This window comes from Serpentinimonas sp. SSL01 (genome assembly GCF_056323735.1).
The window spans coordinates 159282-173427 of the sequence record NZ_CM150487.1 but is presented as its reverse complement, the minus strand read 5'-3'; the positions used below and the strand labels follow the sequence as shown (position 1 = coordinate 173427).

11 protein-coding genes and 1 tRNA gene are annotated in these 14146 nt (G+C 67.8%); 7 read left to right on the top strand and 5 right to left on the bottom strand.

Annotated elements, in window-relative coordinates; genetic code table 11:
• Positions 1 to 23 precede the first annotated feature (23 nt).
• The 3 genes from ACVMK0_RS00855 to ACVMK0_RS00845 are packed head-to-tail and all read right to left on the bottom strand — an operon-like array spanning position 24 to position 4331.
• Positions 24 to 1373 (bottom strand): sensor domain-containing diguanylate cyclase, encoded by a 1350-nt coding sequence (locus ACVMK0_RS00855; protein ID WP_476463979.1) that lies wholly within the window; start codon positions 1371 to 1373, stop codon positions 24 to 26.
• The gene (locus ACVMK0_RS00850) at positions 1370 to 2356 is read right to left on the bottom strand and encodes a hypothetical protein (RefSeq protein WP_476463978.1); all 987 of its coding nucleotides are present in this window, start codon (positions 2354 to 2356) and stop codon (positions 1370 to 1372) included. Before ACVMK0_RS00850 ends, ACVMK0_RS00855 begins: the two co-directional genes overlap by 4 nt.
• A gap of 22 nt (positions 2357 to 2378) precedes the next feature.
• Complete coding sequence (locus tag ACVMK0_RS00845; RefSeq protein WP_476463977.1) at positions 2379 to 4331, bottom strand: TonB-dependent receptor plug domain-containing protein; 1953 nt, start codon at positions 4329 to 4331, stop codon at positions 2379 to 2381.
• A 314-nt stretch (positions 4332 to 4645) separates the two neighbouring features.
• Here ACVMK0_RS00845 and ACVMK0_RS00840 point away from each other — a divergent pair, with 314 nt between their 5' ends.
• From ACVMK0_RS00840 to ACVMK0_RS00830, 3 genes are all read left to right on the top strand, one after another.
• Complete coding sequence (locus ACVMK0_RS00840) at positions 4646 to 5488, top strand: AAA family ATPase (RefSeq protein WP_476463976.1); 843 nt, start codon at positions 4646 to 4648, stop codon at positions 5486 to 5488.
• Between the two features lie 41 nt (positions 5489 to 5529).
• Positions 5530 to 6720: a vWA domain-containing protein gene (locus tag ACVMK0_RS00835; protein WP_476463975.1), complete on the top strand. Its 1191-nt coding sequence runs from the start codon at positions 5530 to 5532 to the stop codon at positions 6718 to 6720.
• Between the two features lie 59 nt (positions 6721 to 6779).
• Positions 6780 to 6854, top strand: a tRNA-Arg gene (locus tag ACVMK0_RS00830).
• 47 nt (positions 6855 to 6901) lie between these two features.
• Here ACVMK0_RS00830 and ACVMK0_RS00825 read toward each other — a convergent pair.
• Positions 6902 to 8149 (bottom strand): HD-GYP domain-containing protein, encoded by a 1248-nt coding sequence (locus ACVMK0_RS00825; protein ID WP_250960722.1) that lies wholly within the window; start codon positions 8147 to 8149, stop codon positions 6902 to 6904.
• A gap of 313 nt (positions 8150 to 8462) precedes the next feature.
• Between ACVMK0_RS00825 and ACVMK0_RS00820 the strand changes: the two genes are divergently transcribed.
• Positions 8463 to 9575, top strand: a complete 1113-nt coding sequence (locus ACVMK0_RS00820) for an ABC transporter ATP-binding protein (protein ID WP_045534366.1) — start codon at positions 8463 to 8465, stop codon at positions 9573 to 9575.
• A 129-nt stretch (positions 9576 to 9704) separates the two neighbouring features.
• On the opposite strand, the gene ACVMK0_RS00815 is transcribed toward ACVMK0_RS00820, so the two are convergent.
• Complete coding sequence (locus ACVMK0_RS00815) at positions 9705 to 10685, bottom strand: Bug family tripartite tricarboxylate transporter substrate binding protein (protein WP_045534365.1); 981 nt, start codon at positions 10683 to 10685, stop codon at positions 9705 to 9707.
• A gap of 291 nt (positions 10686 to 10976) precedes the next feature.
• Between ACVMK0_RS00815 and ACVMK0_RS00810 the strand changes: the two genes are divergently transcribed.
• The 3 genes from ACVMK0_RS00810 to ACVMK0_RS00800 are packed head-to-tail and all read left to right on the top strand — an operon-like array spanning position 10977 to position 14134.
• Positions 10977 to 11546, top strand: coding sequence for a tripartite tricarboxylate transporter TctB family protein (locus ACVMK0_RS00810; protein WP_045534362.1), 570 nt, complete (start codon positions 10977 to 10979; stop codon positions 11544 to 11546).
• The gene (locus ACVMK0_RS00805; RefSeq protein ID WP_476463974.1) at positions 11543 to 13006 is read left to right on the top strand and encodes a tripartite tricarboxylate transporter permease; all 1464 of its coding nucleotides are present in this window, start codon (positions 11543 to 11545) and stop codon (positions 13004 to 13006) included. The genes ACVMK0_RS00810 and ACVMK0_RS00805 overlap by 4 nt, the downstream gene beginning before the upstream one ends.
• Positions 13007 to 13045: 39 nt before the next feature.
• Positions 13046 to 14134: a DUF3616 domain-containing protein gene (locus ACVMK0_RS00800; RefSeq protein ID WP_476463973.1), complete on the top strand. Its 1089-nt coding sequence runs from the start codon at positions 13046 to 13048 to the stop codon at positions 14132 to 14134.
• Positions 14135 to 14146: the final 12 nt, after the last annotated feature.

Here is a 14146-nt window from a genome sequence, read left to right as displayed (position 1 = left end):
CCCCTGCGCGAGAGCCAGCCGCCTTAAGTCACCGGCTGCTCAAAACCTGCTGCAGAACCACCCTCGGCCACCTCAACCCGGTTGCGGCCGTTGCGCTTGGCGCGGTACAGGGCCACATCGGCGCGCGCCACCATATTCGACAGGCTGAGGTCGCGCGTATCAAAGGCGGCCACGCCAAAGCTGGCGGTCACACGCAGGCTGCGATCCTCCCAACGCACCGGGTTGGCCTCAAAATGGCTGCGGATGCGCTCGGCCGCGTGGCGTGCCACATCGGGGCTGGTGCGCGGCAGCAACACCACGAACTCCTCGCCACCCCAGCGGCAGGGCAGGTCGGATTCGCGCATCTGCTCGCGCAACAACTCGGCCAAGTGCACCAGGGCCGCGTCGCCACAGGCATGACCATGGTTGTCGTTGATGGCCTTGAAATGGTCCACGTCGAACATGATGAACGACAGCGGGTCTTCATAGCGCAGGCAGCGCTGGATCTCGGCATCGGCCAACTCGATGAAGGCGCGCCGGCGCAGCAATCCCGTCAGGCCATCGGTGCGCGCCGTGCGCTCGGCCTCGAGCTTTTGCAGGCGCAGCTCCTCTGTGGCTTCTTGCACCTGGAGCTTGAGCGCTTCGTGTGTGACGGCAACTTGGCCAGCCATGCGATTGATGCCGCTGGCCAACTGGGCCATCGGGCCGCAGCGGTCCACGTCGGCGCGCGCCTGCAACTGCCCGCCACCGATGCGGCGCACCACATCGCTGATGTGGGCCACCGGCCGCGTCACGCTGGAGGCAATCAGCGTCGACAGCAGCGCCGCCAACATGAGGGCCAGGCCAGTGGCCGCCAGCGCCCACAGCAGCAGCTGCCGGCTGCTGCGCTGCAGCGCACTCAGGTCGTATTCGAGCGCCACGTATCCGAGCACCACCGGTTCGGCCACCCCAGACTCCAGCAAGCCAGCAGCCAGCGGATCATCGACTGCCATCAATTGCGAGCGCACCTCGTGGATCACCCACAAGCGTTCGCCATCGAGATGCAAGCGGTTGCCTGAAAAATCGGGCAATTCGGCGCCAAAGCGCCCTGCTCCAGCCTGAAACTGCCCGGTGGCTGCGCGCAGCGCCACCGCCACCAAGTCACCATCACTGTCTTTGGTGGTTTGGGCCAGGCGCTGCAGCGTCTGCACATCGGCGGCAAACAAGGCAAACTCAGCCTGACTGGCCAACTGCTTGGCCACGGCTTGCGCCTGATGCTGCTGCGCTTGCAGCAGCTCGAAGCCGTGGCGCTGCACGAACAGCGCCAGCAACACCAGCACCACCAGCACCGCCGGCAGGGCAGCGGCCAGCCACAGGCGCAAGCGCATCTGGCGCAGCATGGGGTCGGGGCTCATCGGGCACTCCCTTCGGGTGTGGCGCTGGCCCGCTGCAACAGCGCCCCGGCCAGCATGGCCACTGAGGGCAGCTGCAGATTGAGCGAACGCGCTACCGGCTCGTTGATGTCCAGCTCAAACTGATTGGCCCACTGCTGGCGTGTGCGCGCGCCGGGCTGCTGCGCGTGGCGCAGCAAGTCGAGCATCTGCAGCGCCGCTTGGGCGGGCGTGGTGTACAGGCCCAAGGTGGCCCCTGCACGCACATGGGCCTGGGAGAACGACACCACCGGCAGGCGCTGGCGGTAGGCCGCGATCAGCAAATTCTGGAACTGGCTGGGCTGCACCACCTGGGCGTCGGGCAACAGCAGCAGCACCTCGCTGCCGTCGAGCACCCGGCTCAGGGCGGCAAAGAGCTCAGCCGGCCCGTCGGATTCTTGCAACTGCGCCGCTTGCATCTGCCACTGGCGCGCACGCAGCGCCTCTTGCAGCGGCTCGCGCCACGCGCGGGTGGCGGGGCCAAACAGCACCCCCACGCGCGAGCGATCGGGCAAGGCCAGGCGCAGCAACTCGGCCAGGCGCGGCAGCGGCTGATCCAACCAAGCCACGTGGGTGCGGCCGCGCAGCGCAGCGGGCAATCCCGCCCATGCCGCTTGCGACAGCAGCCCCGCCACCCACGGCATGGCTGGCAAGGCGGGGGGCTGGCGCTGCGCCCAGGCCGCCAGCGCGCGCGCACCCAACAGCATCAGGGCCGAACCCGAAGCCAGCTGCTCCCACTGCGCCCAATCGGACCACAGGCCCGCCTGCAAGGGCAGCGCCGCACCGCTGCGCAGCACGCGCAGCGCCTCGTCCTGGGCCGCGTTGCGCTCTGACATCACCACCCACAGGGGCGAAGGATTTGGATTTGTGGCGGGCTGCGCCACAGCGGGGGCTATCCCTTGCGCCCACAGGTCGGCACTGGCGAGCTGGCCCAAGCCCAGCAGCCCCAAGCCGGCCAGCAAACCCATGCGCCGGGCGGGCTGTTCGGGATCAGAATTCGAGGCGCAGGCTCGCATAGACGCGCCGGTTGCTAAGCCGATTGGGCACGAATTCGTCGATGTCGCCGCCGAGCGACTGCACCACCAAGGCGGCTTCGGCGCGCGCGCCACCCCAGTCGAACGCGCGCGCTAGGCGGGCATCGACGCGGGTGACGGATCCCACCGCGCTGGCCGCCCCGCGCCACGCCATGCCGGTGTGCTCGTGCAGCATCAGCGCCACATCCCAGCCGTGATCCAGGCGCTGGAACCAGGCCACGGTGCTCAGGCGCGCAGGTGGTTCGCGCCCCATGGGCCCGGCCTGGTGCCAGCGCACTTGGTTGAAGGACTGGTTCAAGCGCCATTCGGTGCGCTCACTGGGACGCCAGATCAACTGGTACTCCAGCCCGCGCAGCGTGAAGCCGGGGGCGTTGATGTGCTCGCGCCCGAATGCACCGGTGGTGCGAAACTGGATAAAGTCGTGCAGGCGTTCCTGGTACAGCCGCACATCCAGATTCACGCGCCCCTCAGCCAGGCTGGCGTGGTAGCCCAGCTCCCGCACCCACAGTACCTCGTTGCGCAGCGCCGGGTTGGGCCGGTAGGTGCTGCCGGCAAAACGGCCGTCAGGAAAAAAAAAGCGCGCATCGGCGCTGCGCTCAAACAGCAAAGGCGGTCGCTCGGCGCGCGTCAGCCCGGCGCGCAGCGTGTGGCCTGGAGCAATTTCGTGGTTGAGCATCAGGCGCGGCGCCAGAAAGCTGCCGGTGTCGGTCCGGTAGCCAGCAAACAGGCCGGCGTTGAGCAGCCACCCCGGGGTCGGCGACCATTCGGCGTGCCCAAACACCCGCCAGTCGCGCACGCCCACGCGTTCGGTGGTGGCAAATTGCGCGGGTGCCAAACTGCTGTCGTCGCGCACTCCGCCCCCCAGCACCCAGCGCCAACTCGGTGAGATCACACGGGTGTGCTCGAGCTCTAGCGCCAGCCGCCGCTCCTGGTAGCCCAGATCGACCGCGATGCCAGCGAAAGGCGGTGTGGCAAATGCAAAACGGTCGGTCATGCGCTCCTCGTCCCATGACAAGGTAGCCTTCCAAGTGGCCTCGGGCCGTGCGGCATGGCTCCATTGCAGCAGCGCATGGGATTTGCGCAACGCAACGTCGCGTAGTGGGTCGCCTGCATTGTCCGCAAACCCGTCTTGCGCGTCCCACTCAATCAAGCCGGCTTGCAGCATGAGCTCGGACGCCGGGCTGGGTTTGATGTCGGCACGCCACAACACTTGCACCCGGCGCTGGCTGTCGTGCAAGTCGCGCCAGCCGTGGTCACCGCTGCTCGAGACCGTCAGCCGCTGCGCGAGCCCGGGCACCCCCCAGCCGATGCGCGCATAGGCGTCGGCTACGCCGCCGCCTGCGTTGAAGCTCACCGCCTGGCCCAGCGTGTCGAGCGCGTGGCGCGTCACCACATTGATGACACCAAATAGGGCGTGCGCCCCAAAAGCGGCCGAGTTGGTGCCGCGCAACACCTCGATGCGCTCGACCTCCTCGATCGGCACCGCGTTGAGCGCCCTAAAGCCGCCGCCCACAAACGTGGGACTGTAAAGCGAGCGCCCATCGACCAAAATCAGGCTGCGCACCCCGTATTCGTCCACTGGCGCGTGGTAGGCCGCCATCGGGTTGGCACCGTTGTAACCAGCCACCAAATAACCCGGCACCAGCCGGAGCGCCTCGGTGATATTGCGCGCACCGGAGCGGCGCAAGGTTTGGCGGTCCAGCACCGTGACCGCACCAGGTATGTCGGCCAGCGGCTGCGCCAAGCGCGTCACCGACAGCACCTGCAGCGGCAGCTGATCGGCAAAATAATCGGGCTCGGCTTGCACAACAAGCAGATCCTGTTGCGCCACTTGGGCCGCTTGAGGCCTTTGCGCAACTTCAGCCACCCCGTGCTGGGCTTGGGCCTGCGCCGTTGTGCCCGCAACCATGCCGAAAAAAAACAGCACGCCCATCCAAACCCGCTTCGCCTGGGGCCCGCGCGGGCAGGCGTACCGAACACGGCTGCAAGGCCTGTGGCGGGCAGGGGGCGGCTGCGTGCCGAGTTTGGGTTGCTGCATGATGCGCTGGGAGCACAAAGGTAAAAATGTTATTTTATGCCGCATCGGCACTTTGGCGCTACCATAAGCTATTGCAAGCCACCCACACGGCCTGGCACCGCGCCAACGGCTTGCACCACCCTCTTGCCTTTAGCTCTTCCTGCCCCCAGCTCATCCCCGCCTATTTTTTTACACCCCAGTTTTTTATGAAATTTTCCGGCTCCCCCCACTACGTCGCCAGCCCCGATTTGTTGCTCGCGGTCAACGCCGCCATCACCTTGCAGCGGCCCTTGCTCATCAAGGGCGAACCCGGCACCGGCAAAACCCTGCTTGCCGAAGAGGTGGCGGCGGCCTTGGGGCTGCCGCTGCTGCAATGGCACATCAAGAGCAGCACCAAGGCGCAGCAGGGCCTGTACGAGTACGACGCCGTGAGCCGCCTGCGCGACTCGCAGCTCGGGGACGAGCGCGTGCGCGACATCGGCCACTACATCGTGCAAGGCGTGCTCTGGCAGGCCTTCACGGCCGAGCAGCCGCTGGTGCTCTTGATCGACGAAATCGACAAGGCCGACATCGAATTCCCCAACGACTTGCTGCGCGAGCTCGACCGCATGGAGTTCCACTGTTACGAGACGCGCCAGACCATCCGGGCGCGGCACCGGCCGCTGGTGTTCATCACCTCGAACAACGAAAAAGAGCTGCCCGACGCCTTTTTGCGCCGCTGCTTTTTCCACTACATCCAGTTCCCCGACCCGGCCACGCTGCGCCGCATCGTGGGCGTGCACTTTCCCGGCCTCAAAGACGAGCTGCTCACGGCGGCGCTCAAAGCCTTTCTCGAGCTGCGCCAGCTGCCGGGCCTGAAGAAAAAGCCCAGCACATCCGAGCTGCTGGACTGGATCCGGCTGCTGCTGGCCGAAGACATCCCGCCCCAGGCGCTGCACGGCAAAGAGCAGCAGCTGGTGGTGCCGCCACTGGTGGGCGCGCTGCTCAAAAACGAGCAAGACGCCGGTCTGCTCGAGCGCTTGGTGTTCATGAACCAGCGCCACCGCTGAGGCGGTTTGGCTCACCCAGCCTAGCCCCACCCAGCACACCCATGCTGATCGATTTTTTCTATGCCCTGCGCGCCGCCCGGCTGCCGGTGTCGGTGCGCGAATACCTCACGCTGCTGCAGGCGCTGCAATCCGGCCTCGTGGGCCCGGCCAACCCCGAGGCCTGCTCGCTCGATGATTTCTACTACCTCGCGCGCACCACGCTGGTCAAGGACGAATCCCTGTTCGACCCCTTCGACCGCGCCTTTGCCGCCCACTTCAAGGGCGTGCAGGCCGTGGTGGGTGAGGGCGCGCGCGCCATCCCGGCCGACTGGCTAAGACAGGAGCTGCAGCGGCTGCTGAGCGACGAGCAAAAGGCCAACGCTCCGAAGCTCGACTGGGACGAACTCATGCGCACCCTGCAGCAGCGGCTGGCCGAGCAGACCGAGCGCCACGCCGGCGGCAGCAAGTGGATCGGCACCGGCGGCACCAGCCCCTTTGGCCACGGCGGCCACAACCCGCAGGGCATCCGCATCGGCGGCCCCGGCGGCCAGCGCAGCGCCGTCAAGGTGTGGGAGCAGCGCCTCTGGCGCGACTACGACGACAGCGCGCCGCTGGGGCCGCGCCACCTCAAGCTGGCGCTGCGGCGGCTGCGCAAGTTTGCGCGCCAAGGCAGCGCGCTCGAGCTCGACTTGCCCGACACCATCCGGGCCACCGCCGCCAACGCCGGCTGGCTCGAGCTGCGCCAAGTGCCCGAGCGCCACAACCTGGTCAAGGTGCTGCTGCTGCTCGACGTGGGCGGCAGCATGGACGAGCACGTGCACCAGGTCGAGGCCCTGTTTGCGGCCGCCAAAGCCGAGTTCAAGCACCTCGAAATCTACTACTTCCACAACTGCGTCTATGACTTCGTCTGGAAGCACAACCAGCGCCGGCACAGCGAGCGCACCGCCACCCTCGACCTGCTGCACACCTACCACCGCGACTACAAGCTGATTTTTGTCGGCGACGCGACCATGAGCCCCTACGAAATCCTGCAGCCCGGCGGCAGCGTCGAATACGCCAACGCCGAAACCGGGGCCGACTGGTTGCAGCGCCTCGCGCACCACTACCCGCACCACGCCTGGATCAACCCACAACCAGCGGGCCTGTGGCCCTACCAGCGCAGCATCGAGCTGATCCAGCAAATCCTTGGCCAGCGCATGTACCCGCTGACGCTGCGCGGGCTCGAAGAGGCCATGCGGGCGCTATCCAAATAGCGCCCCCAGCAATGTCGCCCTCAGCAGCGGGCATCGGGGATAATCTTGCGCAGCTACCACCCGCCGTAGTTCAATGGATAGAACGGCCGCCTCCTAAGCGGCAAATACAGGTTCGATTCCTGTCGGTGGGGCCACACCCTGCCAGTTCTCGGATCCAGGTGCCGCTATTGCTGCACCCACCCTATGCGCCCTGTGGATTCGCCAGCTCATCCATCCAGACCGCGTCGAGGTCGGGGATTTTCCAGTCTTTGGGGTTTTCGCGCTTTTCGATCTGCCAGCGGCAGTCAGGTGCCGAGAGGTCGATCAGTTGCGGCTGCACGCGCTCATTGCTCGTGGTGGAAAACACGGTTTTAACCACCGGCTTGAGCAAAGACGCCTTGGACTGCTCCACCACCACCGCCAGCTTGCCGTTGCTCAGCCGCACCAGCGAACCCGTGGGGTAAATGCCGAGGCTGCGCACAAAGGCCTGAAAAATCGCGGCATCGAGGTGGCCGTGGGTCCACTGCGCCATTTTGGCCAGCGATTCGGCCGGGTCCCAGCCCTCTTTGTAGGGCCGGTTCGAGGTGATGGCGTCATAGACATCGCACACCGCCCCCATGCGCGCCATGCGGCTGATGGCCTCGCCCGCCAACCGCTTTGGGTAGCCCTTGCCGTCGAGCCGCTCGTGGTGGTGCAGGCAGACGTCGAGCGCCATCGGGTCATCGACGCCGGCGGCGAGCAAGCGCCGGTGCCCGTGTTCTGGGTGCAGGCGCACTTGGGCAAATTCGGCTTCGGTCAGGCGGCCGGCTTTGTTGAGCACCTCCAGCGGCACGTCGGCCTTGCCTAGGTCGTGCATCAGGCCCGCAAAGCCCGCCGCGCGCGTCTCGGCTGCGCTCAAACCCAACTGACGCGCCAGCGCCACCATCAGCGCGCACACCGCCACCGAGTGCATGTAGGTGTAGCCGTCGGCGCTTTTCAGGCGCGCGAGGCTGATCAGGGCGCCGCCGTTGCGCAACACCGAATCGGTGATCTCCTCGGCCACTTGGCGCGCCACCTCTGGGTCGATGGCGCGGCCCATGCGCACCTCGGCAAACATGTGGCGCACCGCGCCGGTGGCGGCTTTGCAGATGGCGGCGGCGCGCTGATACTCGGCGCGCATCGAGGCCGCCTCGGTATCGGGAGCAGGCGGTGGCTCGGGGGCTGTGGCTGGTGGCGAGGGTGCTGCGGCGGCGTCGCTGGCAGAGGCTGGCACGACATCCAAGCCTTGGCTGACGTCGATCAGCACCTCCTTGATCGCGCACTCATGCAACAAGCGCAACTCGTGCGCGTCGGTGATCACAAACTTGCTGCGCCAAAACGGGTGCTCCATCCAAGAACCGCAAAAACCCTCGATGTACATCCCCAGCTGCACTTGCGCGGTCGGGATTTTTTTCAGCTTGGGTTTGGCCATGGGGTTTGGAACGAGCGGCGAGCGGGTGTTGCGCTCAGAGGCTGAGAGGCAATTGGGCGTGCCCGAAAGGGCGCACCAAAGCGCCAACGGCAAGGCGCAAAGCACAGCCGTAGCGCGGGCTACGGCGCGCATTTGCAACGCCGCAGGCGGTGTTTTGGAGCGTCAGGGCGGGCATCACCGATTGCCTCTTAGCCTCTCAGTATAGATTGGGTGCCGACCCCGTGCCTGACAGATCCAGTGCACGACAAACGGGTGCCGCAGCAGCAGCCCAGCCCACTTGAATGAGAACGGTAATCGTCTAGAATAAGTAACCATGTTCCTGACCCTGTCCCAACTCTCGGTTCAATACCCCCACACCGCCCAGCCTGCGGTGCGCTCTGTTTCTTTCGGCCTCGAGGCGGGCCAGATCGGGGTGCTGATCGGCCCTTCGGGCTGCGGCAAAACCACCTTGCTGCGCGCCGTGGCCGGGCTCGAGCGCGCCAGCGGTGGACAAGTCGCGCTTGGGGGTGAAGTGGTCAGCAACGCCCAGACGCATATGCCGCCCGAGCAGCGCCGCGTCGGCATGGTATTCCAAGATTACGCGCTGTTTCCGCACCTTGACGTGCGCGCCAACGTGGCCTTCGGGCTGCGCCATCTGCCCAAGCCAGCGCGGCTGCAGCGGGTGCAAGAGGTGCTGGCGCTGGTCGGGCTCGAGGGGCTGCACGGGCGCTACCCGCACGAGCTCTCGGGCGGCCAGCAGCAGCGTGTGGCGCTGGCGCGCGCACTCGCCCCCAGCCCACGCCTGCTGCTGCTCGACGAGCCTTTCTCCAACCTCGACGTGGACCTGCGCGAGCGCCTGGCGCACGAAGTGCGCGGGATTTTGAAGGCCGCCGGGGCCACCGCGCTGCTGGTGACGCACGACCAGCTCGAAGCCTTTGCTATTGGCGACATGATCGGCGTGATGCACCAGGGCGAGCTGCACCAGTGGGACCGCGCTTACACGCTCTACCACCGCCCGGCCACGCGCTTCGTGGCCGAATTCATCGGCCACGGCGTGTTTGCCCCGGCGCAGATCGCCCATTTGGGCGCCGAGGTACAGGTGCAAACCCCCCTAGGGCCGCTGCAAGACGTGGCCGCGTGCCCGCTGCCCAGCGCTTACCCCGACGGCCTGTGCGACGTGCTGCTGCGCGCCGACGACATCGTGCACGACGACGCCGCACCGGTGAAGGCGCGCATCGTGCGCAAATCGTTTCGCGGCTCCGAGTTCCTCTACACCCTGCAACTGAACAGCGGTGAGACGGTGATGACGCACGTGCCTTCGCACCACGACCACGCCGTCGGCGAGTGGATCGGGATTAAGGCGGCGGTGGATCACGTCGTCACCTTCGAGCGCGGCGCTGCGGCTGGCGCACCGCCGGCGCAGGCGGTGGTTTGCAACGGCGGCTAGGCCCCCCGGCGGCCTGCACACCAACACGGTCCTGTAACCGCCGGCATCTCCGGGAGCGCGCACAGGTGCAAGAGCCCAAGCAGATGCATGCGCCTGCGGCTGCGCACCTGCTGGGGTGAATCGAAGCGCCTAAACCGCCCGGCTGGCTTCGCGCACCAGCGGCACCCAGATGCGCCGGTCTTCGGCGTAAAAGGCATCGACCTGCGACGGGCTCATGGCACCGGTGAACTCGCTGCCCCAGCCCACGAGGCGCTCGCGCAGCGCCGGCACTTCGAGCACGGCCGCGATTTCGCGGTTCAGGCGCTCGACGATGGGCTGCGGCGTGCCCGCCGGCGCGGCGATCGAGTTCCAGGTAAAGCCCTCGAAACCTGGCAGGCCCTGTTCGGCGGCCGTGGGCACATCGGGCAGCACCTGCAAGCGGCGGCGGCTGGTCACGGCCAGCGCACGCAGCGCGCGCGACTGCACGTGCGGGATGGCGGTCACGGCGACGTCGAACTGGTGCGAGATGCGCCCAGCCATGAGATCGCGCAGCCCCTCGGCGCCGGCGCGGTAGGGCACGTGTTGGACTTCGACCCCGGCCGCACGCGCCCACATCAGACCAGTGATGTGGGTGGTGGTGCCGCGCGGGCCCGAACCGTACTGGTAACGCCCCGGTGCAGCGCGCAGGCGCGCGATGTAGTCGCGCATGTTGGCGGCCGGATCATTGGGGTTGACCAGCATGACCAGCGGCACCTTGTTGATCATGGCCACGCCACGCAAGCTGCCCACGAGGTCAAAGGGCATGGGGTCGAACAGCGCCAGATTGAACACCAGTTGCGAGGCGGTGCCCACCAGCAGCGTGTGACCGTCGGGCTCGGCGCGCGCCACCGCCTCGGTGCCCTGCATGCCCGACGAAGCGGCGAGGTTTTCAACCACGATGCGCTGCCCGAGGCGCTGCTCGAGCTCGGGCGCCATCAGGCGCGTGACCACGTCGGCATTGCCACCGGCCGCCGAAGCGACGATCAGGCGCAGCGGGCGCGAAGGAAAATTCTGGGCGCGCACAATCGCTGGGGCGACGACCAGGGCCGCCGCAGCGGCCGATGATTTGAGTAGGGTACGGCGGGTGCTCATGCAGACAACTCCGAAAAAATTAGCTTTGGGTGAGGCGACGATCGGCAGCGCAAACGGCCACAGTCTGTCCCTTGACGGAAACGGCATTAGACCATAAAATAACGCTAATGCGAATGGTTCTTGTTATTGATCAGTATGCGGCCGTCAGATAACCCCGCGCCCGCACCCCCACCCGATGCCCCCTGCAGCCCGGCCCACACAACGGTTGGCGCTGCGGCTTGGGCTTGGTCTGGCAGCGGCGATGCGGCCGGCAGTAGGAACACCGTCACCTCCTCGGCCCCCTTAGGTCCCTTGGAGCTCGCACCCACCGCCCAGCTCTGGGGCCTGCGCGCGGTGGCTTGGGCGCTGCTGTTGCTGGCGGTGTGGGTGCTGACGCAGGTCGGGCAGCGGCCCGAACTGGCGCTGGGCAGCTTCACGCGCATGGGGCCGGGTTACTGGCCGGGGCTGTTGGCCGTTGCCCTGCTGGGCGTGGCGCTGCTGCTGCTCTGGCGCAGCCATCGGGCCGGCTGGGCCAAGGCCGAAACGGCGGCCGGCGCTGCTGAGACCGAATCTGCGGTCTGCGCCGCTGATACCGAATCGGCGGTCTGCGCCGCCGAGGCCCCCAACGCCGGCCAGCCGCGCGCCGCCGCTCTGACGCTGGCCGCGGTGCTGGGCTTTGCTCTGCTGGTGCCCGTGCTGGGGGTGGCGCTGGCCACCTGGTTGCTGGCGCTGCTGGCGGCGCGCGCCGCCGCCAACCGCTGGCCGCACGCGCTGTTGATCGGATCGGCCTTGAGCCTGCTCTGGCTGCTGGTGTTTGTGCTCGGCTTGCAGGTGCCGTTTCAGCTGCTGCCGCCGGCCCTGGCAGCGGCCTTGCATCCATGATGAGCCTCGAACTGGCGTGGGCGCTGGCGGGCCCGGCCTTGCTCGGCGCCGGGTTGGGGACACTGGTTGGGGTGTTGCCCGGCATCGGGCCGGCGGCCACCATGGCCTTGCTGTTGCCGGCCTCGTTTCTGCTCGAGCCGCAGGCGGCCATCGTGCTGTTGTGTGGGGTCTATTTCGGGGCCCAGTATGGCTCCTCGACCACCGCCATTTTGCTCAAGCTGCCGGGCGAGGCCTCGGGCGTGGTCACGGCCGAAGAAGGGCACCGGCTGGCGCTCAAGGGGCAGGCCGGGGTGGCGCTGGCGGTGGCGGCGCTGGCCTCGTTTCTGGCCGGCCTCATCACCGCGGCGCTGGTGGCGGCGCTGACGCCGGCGCTGGCGCGGCTGGCGCTGGGCTTTGGGCCGGCCGATGTGGCGGCGCTGGTGCTGCTGGCGGCGGTGGCGCTGGTCTGCATCGGCCAACCGCAGCGCCTCAAGGCCCTAGCCATGCTGCTGCTGGGGCTAATGCTCGGGCTGGTGGGCACCGACTTTGGCGGCGGCGCGCCGCGCTTTACCCTCGGGCTGGCCGAACTGCGCGACGGCATCGGCCTCGTGCCGCTGATCGTCGGCCTGTTTGGTCTGGGCGAGGTGCTGGCCAGCCACGCCGGGCTGCGCGCCGGCACGCGCATCGCCCCCATCGGCCGCATCTGGCCGCGCGTGAGCGAACTGCGCGCCAGCTTGGCGCCGGCGCTGCGCGGCACGGCGGTGGGCGCACTGGTGGGCATGCTGCCGGGTGGCAAGACGCTGCTGGCCTCGATGATGAGCTTGGCGCTGGAGCGGCGCGTGGCGCGTGACCGCGCCCAGTACGGGCACGGCGCGCTGTCGGGTGTGGCCGGGCCCGAGGCCGCCAACAACGCCAGCGCCCAAGCCGGGCTGGTGCCGCTGATCGGCCTCGGGCTGCCCGGCAACCCGGCCATGGCGGTGCTGCTGGGGGCCTTCATGCTGCACGGCATCGCCCCTGGCGCTGTCATGTTCGAACGCTCGCCAGAGCTGTTCGAGGCCATCATCTGGGGCATGGTGCTGGCCAACTTGGCGCTGCTGGTGCTCAATCTGCCGCTGATCGGGCTCTGGGTGCGGCTGCTGGCGCTGCCGCTGGGCTGGCTGACGCCGCTGATCGTGCTCGTGGGCGTGCTCGGGGTCTATGCCCAAAGCCGGCTGGCCTTCGATGTCGCGCTGCTGGCCGCTTTTGGTCTGCTGGGCTATGTGTTGCGCAAGGCCGACTACCCGCTGGCCCCGATCGTCTTTGGCGTCGTGCTCGGGCCGATCTTCGAGGACAACCTGCGCCGCGCCTTCATGCACGCGCGCGGCGATGGACTGGTGCTGCTGGCGCAACCGCTGGTGCTGCCGGCGCTGGGGCTGGCGCTGATGTTGCTGCTGTGGCCTTTGCTGGCGGGCTGGCGCCGGGTGTATGCTATACAGCGCTAAACCGTGCGCCCGTGCACGCCACGCACCCAGGAGCCCCCCATGCCCAACACCCGAAGCGCCAATGCCGTGCGGCTGGAATTTACGCCCGACTGCCTGGTCAAAACCAACCTCTCGGGGGCGGCCTTTACGGGCGACTGGCTCTGGGTGGCGGGCGATGAAGCCTGTGGCGTCGAGCGCCTGCGCCGGCTCGAGCCGGTGGGGCGCGAGACGCTGCGCTTTGGCGAGGTGTGCGATTTCCCGCTGGCCGACCTGCTCGACCTGCCCGGCGCCCCCGACGAAGAGGCCGACATCGAGGGCATGGCGGTGGTGGACGGCTTTTTGTGGCTGGTGGGCTCGCACGGCCTGAAGCGCAAAAACGCCAAACCCGAGCGCAGCCACGCCGACAACGCCCGGCGGCTGGCCAAGCTGGCCCTAGACGGCAACCGGCGCCTGCTGGCCTGCCTGCCGATCGAACCCGATGCCGACGGCGCGCCCTGCCTGGTGCGCTTGGCCGCCGATGGCCGCCGCGCCCTGCGCCTCAAGGGCGATGCCCAACACAACCTGCTCACGCGGGCGCTGGCCGACGACCCGCACTTCGGGCCCTACTTGGCGATTCCCGGCAAAGACAACGGCTTTGACATCGAAGGCCTGGCGGTGTTTGGGCGCCGGCTGCTGCTGGGCCTGCGCGGGCCGGTGCTGCGCGGCTGGTCGGCGCTGCTCGAGATCGAAGTGCAGGCGCGCGGCGACGAACTGCGCCTGGTACCGCTGGACGACAACGGCACGCTGCTGCGCAAACACTTTTTGCAGCTCGATGGCTTGGGTGTGCGCGACCTGCATTTTTCTGGCGACGACCTGTACCTGCTGGCCGGCCCGACGATGGTGCTCAACGGCGAAACCCGCGTCTATAAATGGCCGGCCGCGCGGCCGCTGCTCGAAGCCAACCTGGAGCCGGTGCGGTTCGAGTCGGCGCTGAGCGAATCGGTGGTGCTGCCGCATGGCCAGGGCAGCAACCGCGCCGAAGCGATCTGCGATCTGCCGGCCGACCTTGCGGGGCGCAAGCCCAGCTGGCTGGTGTTGTACGACGCACCCGGTGCCGATCGCCGAGAGGGCGAGCACACCGTCTTTGGCGACCTGCTGCGCCACGATTGAATTCGCTTGCAT

Coding starts and splice junctions, on each gene's coding strand:
- ACVMK0_RS00850 (WP_476463978.1), bottom strand. CDS start 2,356: ATGGGTTTGCTGGCCGGCTTGGGGCTGCTGGGCTTGGGCCAGCTCGCC.
- ACVMK0_RS00800 (WP_476463973.1), top strand. CDS start 13,046: ATGCCCAACACCCGAAGCGCCAATGCCGTGCGGCTGGAATTTACGCCC.
- ACVMK0_RS00835 (WP_476463975.1), top strand. CDS start 5,530: ATGCTGATCGATTTTTTCTATGCCCTGCGCGCCGCCCGGCTGCCGGTG.
- ACVMK0_RS00815 (WP_045534365.1), bottom strand. CDS start 10,685: ATGAGCACCCGCCGTACCCTACTCAAATCATCGGCCGCTGCGGCGGCC.
- ACVMK0_RS00855 (WP_476463979.1), bottom strand. CDS start 1,373: ATGAGCCCCGACCCCATGCTGCGCCAGATGCGCTTGCGCCTGTGGCTG.
- ACVMK0_RS00820 (WP_045534366.1), top strand. CDS start 8,463: ATGTTCCTGACCCTGTCCCAACTCTCGGTTCAATACCCCCACACCGCC.
- ACVMK0_RS00805 (WP_476463974.1), top strand. CDS start 11,543: ATGATGAGCCTCGAACTGGCGTGGGCGCTGGCGGGCCCGGCCTTGCTC.
- ACVMK0_RS00840 (WP_476463976.1), top strand. CDS start 4,646: ATGAAATTTTCCGGCTCCCCCCACTACGTCGCCAGCCCCGATTTGTTG.
- ACVMK0_RS00825 (WP_250960722.1), bottom strand. CDS start 8,149: ATGGCCAAACCCAAGCTGAAAAAAATCCCGACCGCGCAAGTGCAGCTG.
- ACVMK0_RS00845 (WP_476463977.1), bottom strand. CDS start 4,331: ATGGTTGCGGGCACAACGGCGCAGGCCCAAGCCCAGCACGGGGTGGCT.